Annotated in this window: 17 protein-coding genes and 2 tRNA genes; 4 read left to right on the top strand and 15 right to left on the bottom strand. The window is 66.8% G+C overall.

The window, feature by feature from the left end; all coding sequences use genetic code 11:
• Window positions 1-3 precede the first annotated feature (3 nt).
• Window positions 4-1,959, top strand: coding sequence for a Stk1 family PASTA domain-containing Ser/Thr kinase (pknB, locus tag AC0Z9V_RS14920; protein WP_485141978.1), 1,956 nt, complete (start codon window positions 4-6; stop codon window positions 1,957-1,959).
• On the opposite strand, the gene AC0Z9V_RS14915 is transcribed toward pknB, so the two are convergent.
• Entirely contained in the window at window positions 1,956-2,600 is a 645-nt protein-coding gene (locus tag AC0Z9V_RS14915; RefSeq protein ID WP_133080022.1) for an aminodeoxychorismate/anthranilate synthase component II, read from the bottom strand. The genes pknB and AC0Z9V_RS14915 overlap by 4 nt on opposite strands.
• Window positions 2,601-3,002: 402 nt before the next feature.
• Between AC0Z9V_RS14915 and AC0Z9V_RS14910 the strand changes: the two genes are divergently transcribed.
• A complete protein-coding gene (locus AC0Z9V_RS14910; protein ID WP_133080021.1) occupies window positions 3,003-3,251 on the top strand; it encodes a cell division protein CrgA in 249 nt (82 codons plus the stop codon).
• An 834-nt stretch (window positions 3,252-4,085) separates the two neighbouring features.
• Here the strand turns inward: AC0Z9V_RS14910 and AC0Z9V_RS14905 are convergent.
• Window positions 4,086-4,958, bottom strand: a complete 873-nt coding sequence (locus AC0Z9V_RS14905; RefSeq protein ID WP_459269410.1) for a rhomboid family intramembrane serine protease — start codon at window positions 4,956-4,958, stop codon at window positions 4,086-4,088.
• Between the two features lie 4 nt (window positions 4,959-4,962).
• A complete protein-coding gene (locus AC0Z9V_RS14900; protein WP_133080019.1) occupies window positions 4,963-5,505 on the bottom strand; it encodes a peptidylprolyl isomerase in 543 nt (180 codons plus the stop codon).
• Between the two features lie 163 nt (window positions 5,506-5,668).
• Here AC0Z9V_RS14900 and AC0Z9V_RS14895 point away from each other — a divergent pair, with 163 nt between their 5' ends.
• Window positions 5,669-6,511 (top strand): hypothetical protein, encoded by an 843-nt coding sequence (locus tag AC0Z9V_RS14895; RefSeq protein WP_485141977.1) that lies wholly within the window; start codon window positions 5,669-5,671, stop codon window positions 6,509-6,511.
• Window positions 6,512-6,609: 98 nt separating this feature from the next.
• Here the strand turns inward: AC0Z9V_RS14895 and AC0Z9V_RS14890 are convergent, their stop codons facing one another.
• The 12 genes from AC0Z9V_RS14890 to dnaA all read right to left on the bottom strand — a co-directional run bounded on the left by AC0Z9V_RS14890 (window position 6,610) and on the right by dnaA (window position 19,538).
• Window positions 6,610-7,524, bottom strand: a complete 915-nt coding sequence (locus AC0Z9V_RS14890; protein ID WP_485141976.1) for a DMT family transporter — start codon at window positions 7,522-7,524, stop codon at window positions 6,610-6,612.
• Between the two features lie 86 nt (window positions 7,525-7,610).
• Window positions 7,611-7,683: transfer RNA gene (locus AC0Z9V_RS14885), tRNA-Ala, on the bottom strand.
• 45 nt (window positions 7,684-7,728) lie between these two features.
• On the bottom strand, window positions 7,729-7,845 hold the full coding sequence (locus AC0Z9V_RS14880) for a DLW-39 family protein (RefSeq protein ID WP_459269412.1): 117 nt from the start codon (window positions 7,843-7,845) through the stop codon (window positions 7,729-7,731).
• A gap of 38 nt (window positions 7,846-7,883) precedes the next feature.
• A tRNA-Ile gene (locus AC0Z9V_RS14875) sits at window positions 7,884-7,957 on the bottom strand.
• Between the two features lie 86 nt (window positions 7,958-8,043).
• Entirely contained in the window at window positions 8,044-8,580 is a 537-nt protein-coding gene (locus AC0Z9V_RS14870; protein WP_133080016.1) for a DUF3566 domain-containing protein, read from the bottom strand.
• Window positions 8,577-11,246 (bottom strand): DNA gyrase subunit A, encoded by a 2,670-nt coding sequence (gene gyrA, locus AC0Z9V_RS14865; protein ID WP_133080015.1) that lies wholly within the window; start codon window positions 11,244-11,246, stop codon window positions 8,577-8,579. The genes AC0Z9V_RS14870 and gyrA overlap by 4 nt, the downstream gene beginning before the upstream one ends.
• A gap of 140 nt (window positions 11,247-11,386) precedes the next feature.
• A complete protein-coding gene (gene gyrB, locus AC0Z9V_RS14860; RefSeq protein WP_133080014.1) occupies window positions 11,387-13,507 on the bottom strand; it encodes a DNA topoisomerase (ATP-hydrolyzing) subunit B in 2,121 nt (706 codons plus the stop codon).
• Between the two features lie 158 nt (window positions 13,508-13,665).
• Window positions 13,666-14,292, bottom strand: a complete 627-nt coding sequence (locus AC0Z9V_RS14855; RefSeq protein ID WP_485141975.1) for a DciA family protein — start codon at window positions 14,290-14,292, stop codon at window positions 13,666-13,668.
• Window positions 14,285-15,547: a DNA replication/repair protein RecF gene (gene recF, locus AC0Z9V_RS14850; RefSeq protein WP_485141974.1), complete on the bottom strand. Its 1,263-nt coding sequence runs from the start codon at window positions 15,545-15,547 to the stop codon at window positions 14,285-14,287. Before recF ends, AC0Z9V_RS14855 begins: the two co-directional genes overlap by 8 nt.
• A 10-nt stretch (window positions 15,548-15,557) precedes the next feature.
• Window positions 15,558-16,454, bottom strand: a complete 897-nt coding sequence (gene gnd, locus AC0Z9V_RS14845) for a phosphogluconate dehydrogenase (NAD(+)-dependent, decarboxylating) (protein ID WP_485141973.1) — start codon at window positions 16,452-16,454, stop codon at window positions 15,558-15,560.
• 64 nt (window positions 16,455-16,518) lie between these two features.
• Window positions 16,519-17,643: a DNA polymerase III subunit beta gene (gene dnaN / locus AC0Z9V_RS14840; protein ID WP_133080011.1), complete on the bottom strand. Its 1,125-nt coding sequence runs from the start codon at window positions 17,641-17,643 to the stop codon at window positions 16,519-16,521.
• Window positions 17,644-18,125: 482 nt separating this feature from the next.
• Entirely contained in the window at window positions 18,126-19,538 is a 1,413-nt protein-coding gene (gene dnaA / locus AC0Z9V_RS14835; protein ID WP_133080010.1) for a chromosomal replication initiator protein DnaA, read from the bottom strand.
• Window positions 19,539-19,996: 458 nt separating this feature from the next.
• Here dnaA and rpmH point away from each other — a divergent pair, with 458 nt between their 5' ends.
• Entirely contained in the window at window positions 19,997-20,134 is a 138-nt protein-coding gene (gene rpmH, locus AC0Z9V_RS14830; RefSeq protein WP_022892375.1) for a 50S ribosomal protein L34, read from the top strand.
• The last annotated feature ends 58 nt before the right edge of the window (window positions 20,135-20,192 follow it).

Raw genomic sequence — 20,192 nt, 5'->3', positions numbered from 1 at the left:
GTGATGACCGCCGAGCGCGTCCTGAACGGGCGGTACGAGGTCAGGGAACTGATCGGCCGCGGCGGCATGGCGGACGTGCACCTCGGTCGTGACCTCCGGCTCGGCCGTTCCGTCGCGATCAAGGTGCTGCGACAGGACCTCGCCCGGGACCCGCTCTTCCAGTCGCGGTTCAGGCGCGAGGCGCAGGCCGTCGCCGGCCTCAACAATCCGACGATCGTCGCCGTCTACGACACGGGCGAGGAGGAGATCCCGGACCGGCCGCAGCACGAGGTCCGTGTCCCCTTCATCGTCATGGAATACGTCGAGGGCCGCACGCTCCGCGACCACGTCAAGGCCGGCGACCTCACGCCCGAGGACAGCGTCACCTACCTCCAGGGTGTCCTCGACGCCCTGGAATACAGTCACAAAGCAGGTATCGTCCACCGGGACATCAAACCGGCCAACGTCATGATCACCCCGGACGGCGCGGTGAAGGTCATGGACTTCGGCATCGCGCGGGCCATGGCGGACTCCCAGGCCACCATGACGCAGACCCAGGCCGTCCTCGGGACGGCCCAGTACCTCTCACCCGAACAGGCGCGTGGGGAGACCGTGGACGCGCGCAGCGACCTGTACTCGGCCGGCTGCCTGCTGTTCGAACTCCTCACCGGGCGTCCACCGTTCATCGGTGACAGTCCCGTCTCGGTCGCCTACCAACATGTACGGGAGGAGCCGCCCCTCGCCAGCAGTCTCGACCCGGCGGTGACGCCCGCGCTCGATTCCGTCCTCGCCCGGGCCCTGCAGAAGGACCGTGACCACCGGTTCCAGGACGCGGCCTCCTTCCGGCGTGCCCTGCTCGACGCCCGCCGCGGTATCGTGCTGGCCGACACCCCGAGCCTGGCCACCGAGGCGATGGACGTCCTGGCGCCCCGGACACGGACGCGCGCGGAGACGATCGGGGCTGCGGCGTTCGGCGCGACGGCAGCCTCGGTGGATCCGCGGACCCGTGCCATGGACCGGGTGGCAGCCGGACCCCCTCGCCCCGGCGTGCACGGTGACGGTACCGACGACGGCCGCCTCGACGTCCTGCAGGGCGCCGACGAGCCCGCGGACCGGCAGGACCGACGGCGGAGATCCTCGCGCGCCGCCTGGATCACGGTGTTCTTCGTGGCGGTCCTGCTCGTCCTCGCCGGAGGCTATGTCTTTCTCACCAATGTCGCGGGCGACCCCCCGGCACAGGAGGTGGCGACCGTCGTCGTCCCCGACCTCGCGGGGATGACCGAGGCCGACGCCACGGACGTGATCGTGGATGCCGGTCTGGTCCCCTCCACCGACGAGGAGTACAACGCGTCGGTCGAGGCAGGGAAGGTCATCGGATCCGATCCGTCCCCGGGGGCATCGGTGGAGCGTGAGTCACGCGTGAACATGACGGTCTCCCTCGGGCCGGCCAACGTCGTGCTGCCCGACTCCCTCGCCGGGCTCACGGAATCGTCGGCGCGCGATCAGCTCGAGGTGCTCGGCCTGCGTGGCGGTGGGATCACGGAGGAACCCAGTGCCGAGGTCCCCGAAGGCAGGGTCATCACCACGAATCCCCAGGCCGGCCAGTCCGTCCCCGTGGGGAGTTCCGTGGACCTGGTGCTCTCGAACGGCAAGGTGACAGTGCCGCTGCTCACCGACCTGACCGTCGCACAGGCGGAGGCACTGCTGGCGGATCCGGCGGTCCGGTTGCCGTTCTCCGTCCGGGAAGTCGAGAACAGCGTCGTCACGCCGGGGATCGTCACGGCGCAGTCGGCGCCTGCCCGCTCCGAGGTGGACCAAGGGACGGAGATCGTGCTCACCGTCGCGACGGCACCCGCCGAGCCGGCGCCCGAACCGACGCCGGCACCCACGCCCGAACCGTCCGAGACATCGAACGGACGACCGACCGAGGGTCCCGACGACGAGCCCTCGTCGGAACCCACCGACGAGGACGATAGCTAGCGCGCGATGAGGGGGCTGAGCCCGGCCGCCGTGGCCGCGGCGCCCTCGAGGCCCAGCGATTCGAGCCAGTTCCCCAGCATCTGGTAGCCGCCCTCGGTCAGGACCGACTCGGGGTGGAACTGGACGCCGCACAGCGGAGCCGTCCTGTGTTCGAGTCCCATGATGATGCCGCTGGCCGTCCGCGCGGTGACGGTGAGGGCTGCCGGGACGTCGTCACTCACCGCTGCGAGCGAGTGGTAGCGCGTAGCGGTGACCGGCGACGGGAGCCCGGCGAAGACACTCGTGGAATCGTGTTCCACGAGTGACGTCTTGCCGTGCATGAGTTCGGGCGCATGCGTGACCGTCCCGCCGTAGGCTTCGGCCAGCGCCTGGTGCCCGAGGCACACTCCGAGCATCGGCTTCGCGTGGTCGCCGCACCACCGGATGAGATCGACGCAGACACCGGCCTCGGCAGGTGTGCCGGGCCCGGGGGAGATCAGCACGCCGTCGCGGGACGCGGCCATCTCCTCGGCCTCGGCGAGGGTGACGTCGTCGTTCCGGACCACGGTCGTCTCGGCACCGAGTTCCTGCAGGTACCCGACGAGCGTGTAGACGAAGCTGTCGTAGTTGTCGACGACGAGGATACGGGTGGTGTCAGCCATGAGCTCAGGGGGACCAATCGTTGAAGCTGGAGGCGGGTCGGACCGGGAGACCCAGGGGGAAAGCGCAGACACTCGGTGCTGCGGCTGCGAGGACCCCCGGGAGGACGATGCGCATCCAGGGGATGCCAGGACTCACCGGCTAGGCAATGATACGCTCCCGGGCTGGGAACCGCCGATGGCAGCCCGCCGTAATGCCGTCCGGACGGCGCGGCCCGCGGGTGAGACCCTCCCTGCCGCTTCGATGCACCGGTAGCCGGCGGTTCTTGGCTAGAATCGTTCGGAGAACCGGGCCGCCGGACGTCGTCGTTCCCTCAGGGTTGCCTGCGGACCGCGACGCGCCGGAGCGGCCGGCGAGACCATCGGCGTACCTGATCCGCAGGTGCGCCCTGTCGAGGAGGATCCGTGCCCGAGTCCAAGCCCCGCAAGAGAGCCAGCTCCGCTGCGGCCACCGTGAATTCCTCGCAGCCCAAGCCGAACCCGGTCTGGTACAAGCCCGTGATGTTCGGGCTCATGATCATCGGCCTGCTGTGGATCATCACGTTCTACATCTCGATGTCCACCCTCCCGGTCGCGGCCTGGGGGTCATGGAACATCCTGGTGGGCTTCGGGATCGCCATCGTCGGCTTCCTGATGACCACGCGCTGGCGCTGACCGCTGGAGTTGTAGGACCCGTTCCACATCCAGCGCGGGTCGAGTTCACGTCCGGTCCGTAGCCCGCCGCGGTGGGCGGCGCACGGATGCAACGGTCGACGTCGGGCAGGTACCCGATGAGGACGTCCGCTGGTCCGCCCATGGTCGGATCCCCGGCCACAGCCGGAAGGACGATGCCATCGGCGCGCCCCGGACCCTCCCCGGGATGGTCCCGCACCAGGTGGCGCAGCGTCGAACCCTCCGGCGGCCTGTCCAGGATGCTGCCCTGCTCGCCGTCGACATCACCGACCTACCACGTCTCCCGCGACCCCCGCGTCTACCGCGTCTTCCGCGACAGGCAGGCCCGACCGGCCCCCACGGGTCCGGAGGGCATGGCCGTCGAAGACCAGCGGTTTCGTCAGTGTTGCGCGGCGGAGCGGGTGGAGCGGCCCGGAGGGCCTCTCGGCCGGCGGGACCTCTACCGAAGGGCACGGATGCACTGCGCGCTCCAAGTACCCTGTGCCGGCGGGCAGCGCTCGATGAGGCCTCACCGGGTCCCGCCTCGGGGTCCGGTGCGGGAGCAGGGACCGCTGGTGCAGGTGCCGCAAGGGGTTCGGGACCGGGAGGGGGAAGCGCGGCCGGGCCTTGTCCCCACTGTGCACACGGTGTGCAGAAAGTTATCCACAGGTGTGCACATTATTGTTGATGATTCACGGAACGGCCCGGAATCTCGGGCCCCGCTTATCCACAGGTGTGGAATTACATGTGTGTAAGTTATCCCCCGTGTGGATAAGGGGTGTGGAAAACGTGATGAAGGGCCGGTGCAGGAGCGCCGGCCCTTCATCGGTGTGATTCCTAGATCGGGAGGAGTGTCACGCCCAGGAACGTCAGTCCACCGAGGATCACGACGATGCCGCCGATCCCCAGCCACTGCAGACGCGACTGGCGGGCTCCCTTCGGCGCGTAGGCGATCACGGCTGCGCAGGCAGCACCGGCGAGGAGTCCTCCGAGGTGCGCCTGCCACGCGATGCCCGGCACCACGAACCCGATCACGGCATTGATGGCGATCAGGACGACGATCTGGCGTACGTCCCCACCGCGCTTGCGCTGGATGATGAACAGGGCCCCGAAAAGGCCGAACACGGCGCCCGAGGCGCCCACCACGTACTGCAGGGGCCCGCTCAGCAGGAGGACGCCCAGGGAACCGCCGACCGCCGAGACGAGGTACAGCGCCAGGAACCGCGCCCGGCCCATCGACGGCTCGAGGACCTTTCCCAGGATGTACAGCGCATACATGTTGAAGGCGATGTGCAGGAAGGAACCCTGCGAGTGGAGGAAGGCCGCGGTGAGCATGCGCCAGGGCTCGGCCGGTATGACACCGCCGGCGCCGGCGGTGAAGACCGGTGCGTAGGAGAACGCCCGGGTCAGTCCCGGCACCACGAGCTGGAGCAGGAACACTCCCACGCAGATGGCGATCAGCGTGGTGGTGACGACGGGGGTGCCCCCGCGCGCGACGCCGCCGAAGGCGTTCCTGCGGACCGGCGCGCCCGCCGCCTGCTCACGCACGCAGTCGACGCACTGGAAGCCGACCGCGGCGGGCCGCTGGCATTCGGCGCAGGCCGGGCGGCCGCACCGCTGGCACCTCACATAGCTGACGCGATCGAGGTGCCGCGGGCAGACGGGTGCCTCCTGGCTGCCGGCGTCGGGCGCGGGGACACCGTAGGACATTCGGTTAGAGCTGTTCCACGGTGATGCTCTCGATGACGACGTCGTCGAGGGGCTTGTCCCTCATGTCCGTTGCGATCGAGTTCAGCTTGTCGACCACCTTGCGTGATTCCTCGTCGGTGACGTCTCCGAAGATGGTGTGCTTGCCCTGGAGCCAGGTCGTCGGGACGGACGTGATGAAGAACTGCGATCCGTTGGTCCCGCGTCCTCCCTGCAGCCCGGCATTGGCCATGGCGAGCTTGTACGGCTCGGTGAACGTCAGGTCGGGGTTGATCTCGTCGTCGAACTTGTAGCCGGGGCCACCGATGCCCTGCCCCAGGGGATCGCCGCCCTGGATCATGAAGTCCCTGATGATGCGGTGGAAGATGGTGCCGTTGTAGAGGGGAGCGTTGCTCTCCTCCCCGGTCTGGGGGTGCGTCCAGGCGATCTCGCCCGTCGCGAGGCCCACGAAGTTCTTCACGGTCTTCGGCGCATGGTTGCCGAAGAGGTTCACCTCGATATCGCCCTGGTTGGTGTGGATGGTCGCTTTTGCGGTTGGGATAGCAGTCATTCGGCCATTCTTTCACGCGGCCCCTGACAATAAGCTGGAGTAGTGCCATTCCGCCCACAGTGGAACAACTGGTCAGCACGGTCTTCCGCAGGGCCACGGATAGCACCCCCTGCCCATGCAACGTAGGCTGATCACAACGAGCAACCACCCCCTGGAGGTTTTTGTGAAGAACAACGTACGCGCCCCCCACGATCTCGAGGAGAGCGTCGCCATCGGAGCAGCTTTCGCTGCCGGAGTCGCAGCAGCGCGGGCCTGGGCATCACCGCACGTCGATGCCGCCTACGGCTGGGCCAAGCCCCGGCTGGAGAAGGGTATCGAGACCGCGGGCCCCGCACTGCAGGACACCGTCCGGAAGGCCACGGAAGGGGTATCCGGCGGTATCGCCGTCGTCACCCCCCTCATCCAGGACCGGATCGACAAGGTCACTCCCGCGCTGACCTCCGCCAAGGGCAAGGTCGTGGACGAGTACCTGCCGGCACTGTCCACCCGGCTCGGGGAATCGGCCGACACGGCGTCCCGCTCCCTCGCAGAGGCCACCGTGCCGCCGGTCGTCGAGAAGGCGGTCATCAAGATGACCGGCGACAAGAAGGCCGTGAAGAACGCCCAGAAGCGCCTGGTCGCCGCGACCATGCAGGCCTCCAAGGATCTGAAGAAGAGCAAGGCACGCAAGTCGGGCAAGGGATGGCTCGTCGTCGGGATCATCGCGTCCGCGATCGTCGCCGGCCTCGCTGCCTGGCGGGCCTCGAAGCCGGTCGAGGATCCCTGGAAGAGCCCCGCTCCGATCAAGTCCGCCCCTGCCTCCACCTCCGGCGGCACGTCGCAGGAGGCGAAGGACGTCGTCGCCTCCGTCAAGGAAGCGGCCGAACGAGCGTCGAAGGAGTCGGCCGAGCCAGCCGGCGATGTGAAGACCACCGCGGCGGATGCAGCCGCCAAGGTCGCGGAGTCGACGAAGGACGCGACGGAAGCGGCGAAGCACGCCGCCAAGCCGCAGGAGCCCAAGGCCTGACGACGCCACTCCTGGAGGAGACCCCCGGCACCATGGTGCCGGGGGTCTTCTATTCCTGGAAAAGCATGCTTTTCTCGGAATGCTTATTGCCCGCTGCTTCAGTCCCCGCCGAGCGCGGGCGGGGGGCCGGCCGTCGCCTGCTCCAGCATCCGCCGGCGGTCCCTGCGCTGCTGGCCCCGGATGACGACAGCCAGCCCGACGAGGATCAGGATCAGGCCCCCGTAGGTCCCGGCAGGAAGCTTCTCCCCGAGGAACACGGCCGCGAGGAGTGCAGCGCCGGGGATCTCCAGCAGGATGATCATCGACACGACGAGCGGACTCATCACCGCGAGCAGGTGGTTGAACACCGAGTGGCCCATGATCTGCGCCAGCAGGGTAACCGCGAGGATCCCAGCCCACGCCGCGGGGGAGAAGCCGATGACCGGCTGCCCCGTGATCGCGCACAGGACCAGCAGGATCCCGGCGCAGGCTCCGTAGCAGAGGGTCGTGTAGGTGCCGGTGGACATCGTCCGCCGTGCCGCCGCTCCCGCCATCTGGTAGACACCCGCCAGGGCCCCACCGGCCAGCGCGAGCAGATCTCCGAGCAGCGCTTCGCCCGAGAGCGAGAGGTCGAACCCGGTGATGATGACCACGCCCACGAAGGCGACGGCGAGCCCCGCCACCACGGCACGGTGCGGCCGTGATCCCAGGAGCGCATTGAAGAGTGCGATCCATGCCACCTGGAGACAGACCAGTGCGGTGGCCGCTGCCACGGACGTGAGCTTCAGCGCGGTGATGAAGCATGCGAAGTGCAGCGCCAGCGCCACGGCCGCCACGGCGAGCCGCCGGTAGTCCGCGCCGCGCAGGGCCGCGAACTCGGCCCGCTTGGAGACGGCGGCGGGACCCCCCATGAGCACCGCGCCCAGGAGGTTCCGCCAGAACGCGATGGCGAGGACGGGCGCCGCCGTCGCTGCCATGATCGGGCCGGATGCGGACACACCGATCACGCCCAGGATCGAGAGGAAGATAATCACCCGGCAACCCTATTGCACTTCATCGGTCCTCCCGGGACGACGCTTAACGCGAGAAGTCCCGGTCGATGACCGGGACTTCCCTTCGGTGGAGGCACGGGGACTCGAACCCCGAACCCCCTGCTTGCAAAGCAGGTGCGCTACCAATTGCGCCATGCCCCCGAAACAGAACTCGTCCAGTTTAGGTGCACCGGATGATGCTCTGTGCTACGCGAGATCGTCCGTGGCGTTGCTCCAGACGTTCTTGCTCTTCTCGGAATCCTGCCACCGCTTGTACATCAGGACACTGGCTGCAGCCGCTGCCGCGATGAGCAACTTCTTCACATCAGTCTCCTTGCAACTACCTGCCGGTGGCAGATCCGTGGGCGTACCAGGACTTGAACCTGGGACCTCTTCGTTATCAGCGAAGCGCTCTAACCGCCTGAGCTATACGCCCCGATACCTCTTCGGGCCGAGATACGACTTTACAGTAGTGTCTCGGCATTTCTCAAATCGCCCGCGGGCGCCGAAGGGGCAGGGGTCCTAGTCGTCCGTCAGCGTGACGCCGATGCCGCCGACCAGGGTGGACGAGATGTTGTAGAGGACGGCCGAGAGCATGGCCAGGGCTGTCAGGAGCACCACGTTCACCACGGCGATGATCGTGGCGAACGAGAGCACCTGCGGCAATGACGCGAACTGGCGGAGGTCGAATCCACCGTTCTCGGAGCCGGCGATCTCCCGCAGGAGCTCGTTGACCCCGTCGAAGATGCCGGTCAGGTCGAGGACGGTCCAGATGACGAAGGACGCGACGACCGTGACGATCCCCAGCGCGACGGACAACAGGAACGACATCTTCAGGACCGACCACGGATCGACCTTGCTGACGAGCAGGCGGGCCTTGCGGGCCTTCGCCTTCGGTGCCGGCTTGACGAGATTGGGTCGCTGCCCCGGACGGCCGGCCTGCGCACCCGCGGATGCAGGACGCTGGGCAGGGCGGGCAGGCGCGTTCACGCGCGGAGGAGCCCCGGGCGTCCGCACTTGTCCGCTGGACGACCGCGGGTTGGTGTTGGCCGAGCTCACTCGCTACCTCCGTGTTCCGGCGACTCAGCGTCAGGCTCAGCCGTTTCCTCTGTCGACAACCGTACTTCATCGGCTGTGAACTCCGCAGGATCCTCCTGCGGAGAGACCGTATCGATCACGTCGACATCCGGGCTGCCCTCGGAGGGATCCTCGATGAGGCCCTCCTCCACGGCGACGCTACGCTCGCTGTTCCGGGCCACGGCGATGATCCGGTCGGTCTTGTCGGGCTTCGCGAAGATGACGCCCATCGTGTCGCGGCCCTTGGCAGGGACGCCGGCGACGGCGGACCGGACGACCTTGCCGCCGCCCATGACGACCAGCACCTCGTCCTCCTCCTGCACCACGAGGGCGCCCACGAGGTCCCCGCGCTCCTCGGCCAGCTTCGCGACCTTGATGCCCAGGCCGCCACGGCCCTGGACACGGTAGTCGTCGACCCTGGTCCTCTTCGCGAAACCGCCCTCGGTGACGATGAAGACGTAGGAGTCGTCGGTGACCACCTTGGCGGCCAGCAGCTCGTCGTCGTCGCGGAACTTCATGCCGGTCACACCCGACGTCGCGCGTCCCATGGGTCGCAGGGCGTCGTCGTCGGCCGTGAAGCGCAGCGACTGTCCCTTCCGCGAGACGAGCATGATGTCGTCCTCGCCGGAGACGAGCTGCGCGGAGACGAGCTCGTCGTTGTCGCGCAGGTTGATCGCGATGACACCCGCCGTCCGGTTGGTGTCGTAGTCCTCGAGGCGGGTCTTCTTGACGAGCCCCCGCTTGGTGGCCAGGACCAGGTAGGGGGACTGCTGGTAGTCGCGCAGGTCCAGCACCTGGGCGATCGTCTCGTCCGGCTGGAAGGCCAGGAGATTCGCCACGTGCTGGCCCTTTGCATCACGCGCGGCCTCGACGAGCTCGTAGGCCTTCGCCCGGTACACCCGGCCCAGGTTGGTGAAGAACAGGAGCCAGTGGTGCGTGGTGGTGACGAAGAAGTGCTCGACGACGTCGTCGCCGCGCAGCTGTGCCCCCTTGATGCCCTTGCCGCCGCGCGCCTGCTGCCGGTAGTTGTCGCTGCGCGTGCGCTTGACGTATCCCCCGCGGGTGATGGTGACGACCATCTCCTCCTCGGGGATGAGGTCCTCCATGCTCATGTCGCCGTCGTAGCCCATGAGGATGTCGGTGCGGCGGTCGTCGCCGAACTTCGCCACGATCTCCGCGAGTTCGGTGCTGACGATGCCGCGCTGGACGTCCTCCGACGCGAGGATGCGGTTGAACTCGGTGATCATCGATTCGAGTTCGGCGTGCCGGTCCTGGATCTTCTGCCGCTCGAGCGCCGCGAGCCGGCGCAGCTGCATGTTGAGGATGGCGGTGGCCTGCAGCTCGTCGATGGCGAGCAGCCCCATGAGCCCGTCACGGGCCTCCTCGGTGGTGGAGGAGGCGCGGATCAGCGCGATGACCTCGTCGAGCGCGTCGAGCGCCTTCAGGAGGCCGCGGAGGATGTGGGCCTCCTCTTCCGCCTTGCGCAGCCGGTAGCGGGTGCGCCGCACGATGACTTCGAGCTGGTGGTTCACCCAGTGCCGGATGAAGGCGTCGAGGCTGAGCGTGCGGGGCACGTCGTCGACGATCGCCAGCATGTTCGCGCTGAAGTTGTCCTGGAGCTGCGTGTGCTTGTACAGGTTGTTGAGGACCACCTTGGCGACGGCGTCGCGCTTGAGCACGATCACCAGGCGCTGGCCGGTCCGTCCGGACGTCTCGTCGCGCAGATCGGCGATGCCGCTGATCTTGCCGTCCTTGACCAGTTCGGCGATCTTGATCGCGAGGTTGTCCGGGTTGGCCTGGTACGGGAGCTCCGTGACGACGAGGCAGGTCCGGTTCTGGATCTCCTCGACATTGACGACGGCGCGCATGGTGATCGAGCCGCGCCCGGTGCGGTAGGCGTCCTCGATGCCCTTGTGCCCCAGGATCTGGGCACCGGTCGGGAAGTCGGGGCCCTTGATCCGGGCGATGAGCGCCTCGAGCAGTTCTTCCTTCGAGGCCTCCGGGTTCTCCAGGTACCACTGGACACCGTCGGCCACCTCGCGCAGGTTGTGCGGGGGGATGTTCGTGGCCATGCCGACCGCGATGCCCGAGGATCCGTTGACGAGCAGGTTCGGGAAGCGCGACGGCAGGATCGTCGGCTCCTGGTTCTTGCCGTCGTAGTTGTCCTGGAAGTCGACGGTCTCCTCGTCGATGTCGCGCACCATCTCCATGGCGAGCGGGGCCATCTTCGTCTCGGTGTATCGCGGAGCCGCGGCGCCGTCGTTACCGGGCGAGCCGAAGTTCCCCTGGCCCAGCGCCAGCGGGTAGCGCATGGTCCAGTCCTGGATCAGGCGGACCAGGGCGTCGTAGATCGCGGAATCGCCGTGCGGGTGGTACTGGCCCATGACCTCGCCGACCACGCGGGCGCACTTGTTGAACGAGCGGTCGGGCCGGTAGCCGCCGTCGAACATGGCGTACAGCACGCGGCGGTGCACGGGCTTGAGGCCGTCGCGGACATCGGGCAGGGCCCGGCCGACGATGACCGCCATCGCGTAGTCCAGGTAGGACCGCTGCATCTCGGTCTGCAGGTCGACCTGCTCGACGCGGTCGGTCAGGACCTCACCCTCGATGGGCTCGTCCGGTCCGTTGCCGGTGATGTCGTCACTCATGAATCAGTTCCGTTCGTGAAAGGTTCTCGACCACAAAGGAGACGCGGTCGCCGGCCGATGCCCGACATCTTGTGTAGGCGCTTTAATATCTGCGAGGAACGAGCAGATTTCGTTGCGCCGGCAAGATGCCGGGTGTCGGCTCAGATATCGAGGAAACGCACGTCCTTGGCGTTCTGCTGGATGAAGTTGCGGCGGGACTCGACGTCCTCGCCCATCAGCACCGAGAACACCTGGTCCGCGGCGGCGGCGTCGTCCATGGTCACTTGGAGCAGCGTGCGGTGGTCCGGATCCATGGTGGTCTCCCACAGTTCCGTGTAGTCCATCTCGCCGAGGCCCTTGTAGCGCTGGATGCCGTTGTCCTTGGGCAGCCGCTGGTTGTTGGCGAGCCCGATCCGGATGACCTCGTCACGCTCGCGGTCGCTGAACACGTAGTCGTGCTTAGCGTTGGACCACTTGATCCGGTACAGCGGCGGCTGGGCCAGGTAGACGAAGCCGTTCTCGATCAGGGGACGCATGTAGCGGAACAGCAGCGTGAGCAGCAGCGTGGTGATGTGCTGGCCGTCCACGTCCGCATCGGCCATGAGCACGATCTTGTGGTAGCGGGCCTTGTCCACGTTGAAGTCCTCGCCGATGCCCGCGCCGAACGCGGTGATCATGGCCTGGACCTCGCTGTTGCCGAGGGCGCGGTCGAGGCGGGCGCGTTCGACGTTCAGGATCTTCCCGCGGAGGGGGAGGATGGCCTGGGTCTCGGGGTTGCGTCCTCGGACGGCCGAACCGCCGGCCGAGTCGCCCTCCACGATGTAGATCTCGGACCGGGCGGGGTCCTTGGACTGGCAGTCCTTGAGCTTGCCCGGCATGCCGCCGGACTCCAGCAGCCCCTTGCGCCGCGTGGACTCGCGCGCCTTGCGCGCCGCGAGGCGGGCCTGCGACGCCTGGATCGACTTGCGGATGACATCGCGAGCCGGGCCGGGGTTGCGCTCGAGCCAGTCGCCCAGCTGATCGGTGACGACACGCTGGACGAAGCCCTTGACCTCGGAGTTGCCGAGCTTCGTCTTCGTCTGGCCCTCGAACTGCGGCTCCGACAGCTTGACGGAGATGACGGCGGTCAGTCCCTCGCGGATGTCGTCACCCGTGAGGTTGTCGTCCTTCTCCTTGATGATGTTCTTCTCGCGTGCGTACTTGTTGATCAGCGTGGTCATGGCCGCACGGAAGCCCTCTTCGTGGGTGCCACCCTCGTGCGTGTTGATCGTGTTCGCGTAGGTGTGCACGCTCTCGGAGTACGCCGACGTCCACTGCAACGCGATCTCGACGGACATGGTCCGGTCGGTGTCCTCGGTCTCGAAGGCGATCACGTCGGGGTGGACGACGTCCACGCGCTTGGACGAGTTGAGGTGGCGGACGTAGTCCAGCAGCCCGTTCTCGTAGAAATACACCACAGCCCGGTGCTTCGGCTCGCCGTCGGACTCCTGCGCGTTCTCGACCTCGGTGACCTCGTCGGTCTGCACGGCGTCGACCCGTTCGTCGGTCAGTGTGATGCGCAGCCCCTTGTTGAGGAACGCCATCTGCTGGAAGCGCGCGCGGAGTGTCTCGAAGTCGAACTCGGTGCTCTCGAAGATCGCTTCGTCCGGGTAGAACGTCTGGGTGGTCCCGGTCTCCGAGGTCTCCTCACCCTTCCTCAGTTCACCGAACGGCTTGCCACCGTCCCTGAAGGACTGGCGCCAGACGTGTCCTTGCCGGCGGACCTCGGTCTCGACGCGCTTGGACAGGGCATTGACGACGGAGATACCGACACCGTGCAGGCCACCCGATACCGCGTATCCTCCGCCGCCGAACTTGCCGCCGGCATGGAGGATGGTCATCACGACCTCCACGGTGGGACGTCCCTCGGTGGGGTGCATGTCGACGGGGATGCCGCGTCCGTTGTCGACGACCTTGACACCGCCGTCGGTCTGGAGCGTGATCTCGATGTGGTCGCAGTACCCGGCCAGCGCCTCGTCGACGGAGTTGTCCACGACTTCGTAGACGAGGTGGTGGAGACCGCGGGGGCCGGTGGACCCGATGTACATGCCGGGGCGCTTCCGGACCGCTTCCAGACCCTCGAGGACGGTGATCTCGCTGGCACCGTATGCGTGTTCCGTCGCCGCCTCCAGAATCGGGGACTCGCCTTCGCCGATCAACACATCACTTGCATTCAACTCGTTCTCGTGTGCCACAGGCGTAGACGGCTCCTCAGCTGGATAGGCAAAACAATCTCGCTCCATTCTACCCTGTGGAGGGCTACAATCCCGCACGAGTAGGCCCTCACTGTCCAATAAACAGCCACCAGAGCCGATCGCGGGTCCTTCCATGAGGACGTATACGCCGGGCGGACCCCCGATCGACGTACAGGCCGTCCAGCGGGTGCGCGGACCGGCTCGGTTCAGCCGTACGTGTCGCGGGGCCCCCGCCCCTTGACGGAGCGCCCGCCCTTGCGCCAGCTCGGCGCCGCCGGCCCGACGACGGCGAGGCGCGTCACCACCCCGGCACCGAGTTCGGCCTCGAATCGCTGCAGCACCTGCGGGGTGATGAGGCGCAGCTGTGTCGCCCATGCCGTGGAATCGCACCGCACGAGCACCGTGTCGGCGTCGAAGCTCTCGGGTACGCAGTGCGCCGCGATGTCGGCACCGACGATCTCGTCCCAGCGGGTCAGCACCGATCCGATCGCCACCGGCGACTTCCAGCCTCGTTCGGCCAGCATCCTCGAGAAGACGTTGCCGACCCCCTCCGGATCCCTGCCGCCGTAGACGGGTTCGGGTGAGTACCGGCGGCGGGTCTTCTTGGCGGTGGGTGAGGCTGCGGCCTCCCGGGGCGTGCCCCGCGACTGGGAAGCGTTGCGCAGCCGGTTGAGCAGCGCCTGGGGAGCATCCTGCTCGGGGAACGGCCCGGGCTGCCCCGTCCCGTCCCCACCGGCAGCGCCGTCGTGCCGTCCGCCCCGGTGCCGGCTCGTCGGCATGTCGGGATCCGCCCCGTCGGACGGGGCGTCATCCGGCGGGTTTCCGTCACTCATCGGTTTCCCCGGCTTCTACCCGTGCGGTCGCACCGGTATCAATCGGCTGCTCGGCGGAACCGTCGGGCTCCTCGATCCCACCTGGGACGACGCGGATCTGGCGTCCCAGGAGGGCCTGCGGTATGTCGTCCCCGACGGCCGCCGTCACCAGCACCTGCTCGGCCGGCGCGACGATCGCCGCCAGGCGGGTCCGCCGTTGGGCGTCGAGTTCGGCGAAGACGTCGTCGAGGATCAGCACCGGATCGCCCCCGGGCGTATGGTCCTCCTCGAGCAGCAGGTAGTACGACGCCAGCCGCAGGGCGAGGGCCATCGACCAGGTCTCACCGTGCGAGGCATAGCCCTTGGCCGGGACCTGGCCGAGGAGCAGGTCGAGCTCGTCCCGGTGCGGTCCCACGAGTGAGATGCCCCGCTCGAGTTCCTTCTTGCGGTGCCGGAGGAGGCTCCCCACGAACAGAGCGGTCAGTTCTGGCAGTGCCAGATCCCGCAGCGCCTCCGGAGGCGCGTCACCTCCGGTGCCCGCGCCGTCGGAGTCCCCCGCGAGGTCCGACGACGACGAGACGCTGGAGACGTAGGTGATGTCGGCGCCTTTCGAACCGTCGGTCAGTTCCTTGTAGGCGCGCTGTACGTGCGGGCGCAGCTTGTCCACGAGGAGCAGCCGCGCGGACAGCAGTCTCGCCCCGGCTTCGGCGAGGTGCTGGTCCCAGACGTCGAGGGTCGACTCATGGGCCGTGGAGAACCTGCCGGCGGCACGTGCCGACTTGAGGAGGGCGTTGCGCTGCTTGAGGACACGCTCGTACTCGGCACGCAGCGCCGACTGATGGGGAAGGAGCGAGACCAGGACCTCGTCCAGGTACCGGCGCCTTCCCGAGGGATCCCCCTTCACCAGTGCCAGGTCCTCGGGAGCGAAGAGGACGGTCTTGAGGATTCCCGCGGCGTCCCTGGCCCGCACCGGATTGGACCTGTTGATCCGGGCCCGGTTCGCGGCGACGGCGTTGATCTCCACCTCGACGCCGGTGCGTTGCGTCCCGCGGACGAATCGGCCACGGATGATCGCGCGTTCCTCGCCGAAGGCGATGAGCGGTTTGTCGGTGCTCACGCGGTGCGACGAGAGTGTCGCGAGATACCCGATGGCCTCGACGATGTTCGTCTTCCCGACACCGTTCGGCCCGACGAAGACCGTGATGCCGGGCTCTATGGCGGTGTCGAGTTGCCTGTAGCTCCGGAATCCGGTGAGCGAGAGGTGCTCAACGTACACCGGGGAGCACCTACTCGGGGTTCGACTGGGCCGGCTTCACCGCATGGCCGCCGAACTGGTTGCGGAGCGCTGCAACCATCTTCATCGACGGGGAGTCGTCCTGCCGTGAGGTGAAACGGGCGAAGAGAGCCGCTGTGATGGCGGGGGCCGGGACCGAATTCGCGATGGCTTCCTCGACGGTCCAGCGGCCCTCACCGGAGTCCTCGACGTAGCCGGCGATCTTCGACAGCCCCGGGTCCTCCTGGAGGGCCTTCACGAGCAGGTCCAGCAGCCAGGAGCGGACGACGGTGCCCTTCTGCCACGCGGCGAAGGTCCCGTGGACGTCCTTGACGATGTCCTTCGCCTCGAGGAGTTCGTACCCTTCGGCGTAGGACTGCATGAGCCCGTACTCGATGCCGTTGTGGACCATCTTGGCGTAGTGCCCCGCACCGACGTCACCCACGTGCACGAAGCTCTCGGCGCGATCGCCCTCCGGGCGGAGGGCATCGAAGACTGGCATGGCGAGTTCCACGTCGGCCTGGCTGCCACCGGCCATCAGGCCGTACCCGTTCGCCAGCCCCCACACCCCGCCGGAGACACCGCAGTCGAGGAACCGGATGCCCTTCTGCGCGAGGAGCGTGGCGTGGATCTGATCGTCGGTGAACTTCGAGTTCCCGCCGTCGATGACGAGGTCACCCTCGGACAGGACCTCGGAGAGGTCCTTGACGACACCGTCGGTGATCTGGCCTGCGGGGACCATCACCCAGACGATGCGTGGTGCGGGAAGCGCCTCGATGAGCTCGTCGAGGGTCGACACATCGGTGAGGTCGGGATTGCGGTCGAAGCCGGTGACCTCGATGCCCTTCTCGCGGAGCCGCTCCCTCATGTTGAATCCCATTTTGCCGAGTCCAATGAGGCCGATGTGCATGAGCTTCTCTTTCTGACGATGTGTCCGGCCGGCGTTCCGCCCGGCCGCTGTCCCTGCGGAGCGGTTACTGGTTGGGCAACCGCACGGGCATCAGCAGGTACCTGTAGTCTTCCCTGTCCTCACCGGAGGCGTCATCCTGCGCGGAGATCACCGCAGGCTTGGGTGGTGAGGTAAAGGAGAACCGGACGTACGGGCTGCTGAACGCGCCGAGGCCCTCGCTCAGGTAGTGCGGGTTGAACGCGACGGTGATGTCGTCGCCGTCGAGGGTGGCCTCGATGGCCTCCGAGGCCTGTGCGTCCTCGCCGGTACCGGCGTCGAGGGTCACCTGGCCCTCGGTGAAAGCGAGGCGGACGGGGGTGTTGCGCTCGGCCACGAGCGAGACGCGACGGACGGCTTCCACCAGGGTGCTGGTCTGCACGGTGGCGTGGATCGGGGTGTTCTCGGGGAACAGCGAACGGATCTTCGGGTAGTCGCCGTCCACGAGCAGGGATGTCGTCCGGCGTCCGCCGGACTCGAAACCGATCAGCTCGGAGTCTTCGGAGAAGGCGATGTTCAGGTCACCGGCTCCGCCGAGGGTCTTGGCGACCTCGTTGAGGGTCTTCGCCTTCACGAGTGCACTGGTGGAGATCCCCGGAGTCGTCGGCTTCCAGGACACTTCCCGGAGGGCGAGCCGGTATCTGTCCGTCGCGAGGAGGGTGATGAGGTCGTCCTCGATCTCCATGCGGACACCTGTGAGGATCGGCAGTGTGTCGTCGCGACTCGCGGCGATGATCACCTGGGAGACGGCCTGGGCGAAGGCCTCACCGTCGACCACTCCGCTCACGTCCGGCAGTTTGGGGAGTTCCGGGTACTCGCCCTCCGGCATGGTGGCGAGGTTGAACCGGCTGTTGCGGCATGTGAGGGTCACCTTCGACCCATCGGTGGCCACCTCGACGGGCGCCGAGGGCAGGCTGCGGCAGATGTCGGCGAGCAGCCGGCCGGACACGAGGATCGTGCCTTCCTCGAGGACGTCGGCGGCGATCTCGAGCCGTGCCGAGATCTCGTAGTCGAAGCTGGCGAGGCTCAGTGAGCCACCTTCGGCCTTGATCAGGAGTCCGGCGAGGACGGGGACCGGAGGGCGTGGCGACAGGGAACGGGCGGTCCAGGACACAGCCTCCGCAAGTACATCCCGCTCGACTCTGAATTTCACGGAGCAGTGCCGCCTTTCGCCAGATCAAAAAACAGCCACCGGTCAATCGCCGGCGGATGGTGGGTGGGTTCCGGTTCCGGAGGTGTCCGGGCACGGGGAACTACAACCCTACTGGGGAACAGCTTAGCCGCAGAGCGGCGGTGCTCAGCATGGCCCAGGAGGGCTGGGACGGGGCGTGCGGAACGTGGAATGTTATTTGACGAACTTTTGAAGTTTAAGGTTCGTAGTGTTAATAACTGCTGTGGATTCTGTGGATAAGTCCGCTGGACAGGGCATCGGCGCGGATCTGCCCTGTGGACAAGGTGTGCGTTCAGGGGAAGGGCCGCAGCAGGGGCTTGTGGGCAGAATCCTTGTCATTTCGCGGATCCACAGGCGGTAGGGGGTTTTTCCTCAGGCTGGGTGCCGATGTTCCCCCGGTTATCCACAGGTGTGTCCACACCTGTTAATTACCGGGGTGCGCCACGGCGTTCCCTTGGCGGGCGTCAGGCCTCGCGTTGCTTGTGCTTGATCCGGTTGGTCAGTTCGGTGACCTGGTTGAAGATCGCACGGCGTTCTGCCATGAGTTCGCGGATCTTGCGGTCGGCGTGGATGACCGTCGTGTGGTCGCGCCCGCCGAGCTCCTGTCCGATCTTCGGCAGCGACATGTCCGTCAGCTCACGGCAGAGGTACATGGCGATCTGGCGGGCGGTGACGAGGGTCCTCGTGCGGGACTTGCTGCACAGCTCCTCCATGCTGATCTGGAAGTAGTCCGCCGTCTGCGCCATGATCACGGTCGACGTGATCTCCTGCGCCCCGTCGTCGGAGATCAAATCCTTCAGGACGATCTCCGCCAGGTTCACGTCGACGGTCTGGCGATTGAGGCTGGCGAAGGCAGTGACCCTGATCAGCGCTCCCTCCAGTTCCCGGATGTTGGTCGCGATCTTCGACGCGATGTACTCGAGGACGTCATCCGGCGCGCTCAGGCTGTCGCTGATCGCCTTCTTGCGGAGGATCGCGATGCGGGTCTCCAGTTCGGGTGGCTGGATATCCGTCAGGAGGCCCCACTCGAACCGGGACCGCATGCGCTCCTCGAACCCGATCAGCTGCTTGGGTGGCATGTCGGAGGTGATGACCACCTGCTTGTTGTGGTTGTGCAGGGCATTGAAGGTGTGGAAGAACTCCTCCATGGTCCGGTCCTTGCCGGAGAGGAACTGGATGTCGTCGATCAGCAGGATGTCCACGTTGCGGTACGTCTGCTTGAAGCTGGAGCCCTCGTCGTCGCGGATCGAGTTGATGAAGTCGTTGGTGAACTCCTCGGAATTCACGTAGCGCACCCGGATACCCGTGTAGAGGTGCCGGGCGTAGTGGCCGATGGCGTGCAGCAGGTGGGTCTTGCCGAGCCCCGAGTCCCCGTAGATGAAGAGGGGGTTGTACGCCTTCGCGGGTGCCTCGGCCACCGCGACCGCAGCGGCGTGGGCGAACCGGTTCGAGGAACCGATGACGAACGTGTCGAAGATGTACTTGGGGTTGAGCCTGCCGAACTCGTGGGAGTTGCTGGGCGGGGTCGGCGAGGGCTTGGCCTCACCCTTGGGTTCCGGCGAGACTTCCTCGGGTTCCTGCTCGGGCGCTTCCTCCGCGACCGGGGTCAGCTCGGGATCGATGACGAAAGCGCACTGGATGTCTTCCCGGAAGACGTCGCGGAGCGCCTCGTCGAGGGCGGCCTTGAGCTGGGTCTGCAGGACCTCACGGGTCAGTTCGTTCGGAACGGCGATGAGCATGGTGGTGCCGATGAGCCCCTGGGCCTGGGCGAGCACCATAAAGCCGCGCTGGCGAGGGGTGACGCGATCGTCCTGCTCGAGGGTCCGGATGACTTTACGCCAGGAACTCCCGACGTCGTTTACCTCATCTGTACCCACGAAAAACCCCTCTTGGCTGCACAACCGCTCGAAAAGGTCCGTTCTCCACAGAGTTGTGCACATGTCGTGGATAAACGGACCAGAGCCAAGACTAGAGGATGAAAAGTGCAGAAGATAGCGGACTGGAGCGTCCTGACGGGGGCTGTGAAGGCCCTCACAGGGCGCCGTCGGGATGCGTGTAGTGTGGCTCGAGCAGCAGTTGTCCACAGGTCCGTGGAAAAGTAGCCCACAGGGCGGCGACGGCTGGTTTGACGCCCGCGAGCTGCGTCCCCTAACGTTATGTAGTCCAACATATCTGCATTTCGCATGCCATCACAGATGTTTCCGGGTACTAAGAGGCCTCGGGATGTGACAGCTCCTCCGCGAATGTCGGATGTACACCTTCATCGCGTCAGTCTGTTCTTCCCCCTTGTTGCAATGGGCCGGACGCATCTCAAGATCGTTCTGGAGTAACTACAGTGAGCAAGCGGACTTTTCAGCCGAATAACCGCCGTCGTGCCAAGAAGCACGGTTTCCGTCTTCGCATGCGCACCCGTGCTGGTCGTGCCATCCTGTCGGCGCGCCGCGGCAAGGGCCGTACCGAACTCTCGGCATAAGCGGTTCCTCCTACGCCATGCAGCCTTCGGGTGATCGCGCCGGCACGGTGTTCCTCGC

Source organism: Arthrobacter sp. UYP4, assembly GCF_057291175.1.
This window is presented reverse-complemented; position numbering and strand designations above follow the sequence as displayed.

Bases quoted from the DNA above. Each gene is read 5' to 3' on its own strand.
- AC0Z9V_RS14855 (WP_485141975.1), bottom strand. From the start codon at position 14,292: ATGAGTGACGGAAACCCGCCGGATGACGCCCCGTCCGACGGGGCGGAT.
- AC0Z9V_RS14915 (WP_133080022.1), bottom strand. From the start codon at position 2,600: ATGGCTGACACCACCCGTATCCTCGTCGTCGACAACTACGACAGCTTC.
- pknB (WP_485141978.1), top strand. From the start codon at position 4: ATGACCGCCGAGCGCGTCCTGAACGGGCGGTACGAGGTCAGGGAACTG.
- gyrB (WP_133080014.1), bottom strand. From the start codon at position 13,507: ATGGAGCGAGATTGTTTTGCCTATCCAGCTGAGGAGCCGTCTACGCCT.
- gnd (WP_485141973.1), bottom strand. From the start codon at position 16,454: ATGCACATCGGCCTCATTGGACTCGGCAAAATGGGATTCAACATGAGG.
- gyrA (WP_133080015.1), bottom strand. From the start codon at position 11,246: ATGAGTGACGACATCACCGGCAACGGACCGGACGAGCCCATCGAGGGT.
- AC0Z9V_RS14905 (WP_459269410.1), bottom strand. From the start codon at position 4,958: ATGTCCTACGGTGTCCCCGCGCCCGACGCCGGCAGCCAGGAGGCACCC.
- AC0Z9V_RS14900 (WP_133080019.1), bottom strand. From the start codon at position 5,505: ATGACTGCTATCCCAACCGCAAAAGCGACCATCCACACCAACCAGGGC.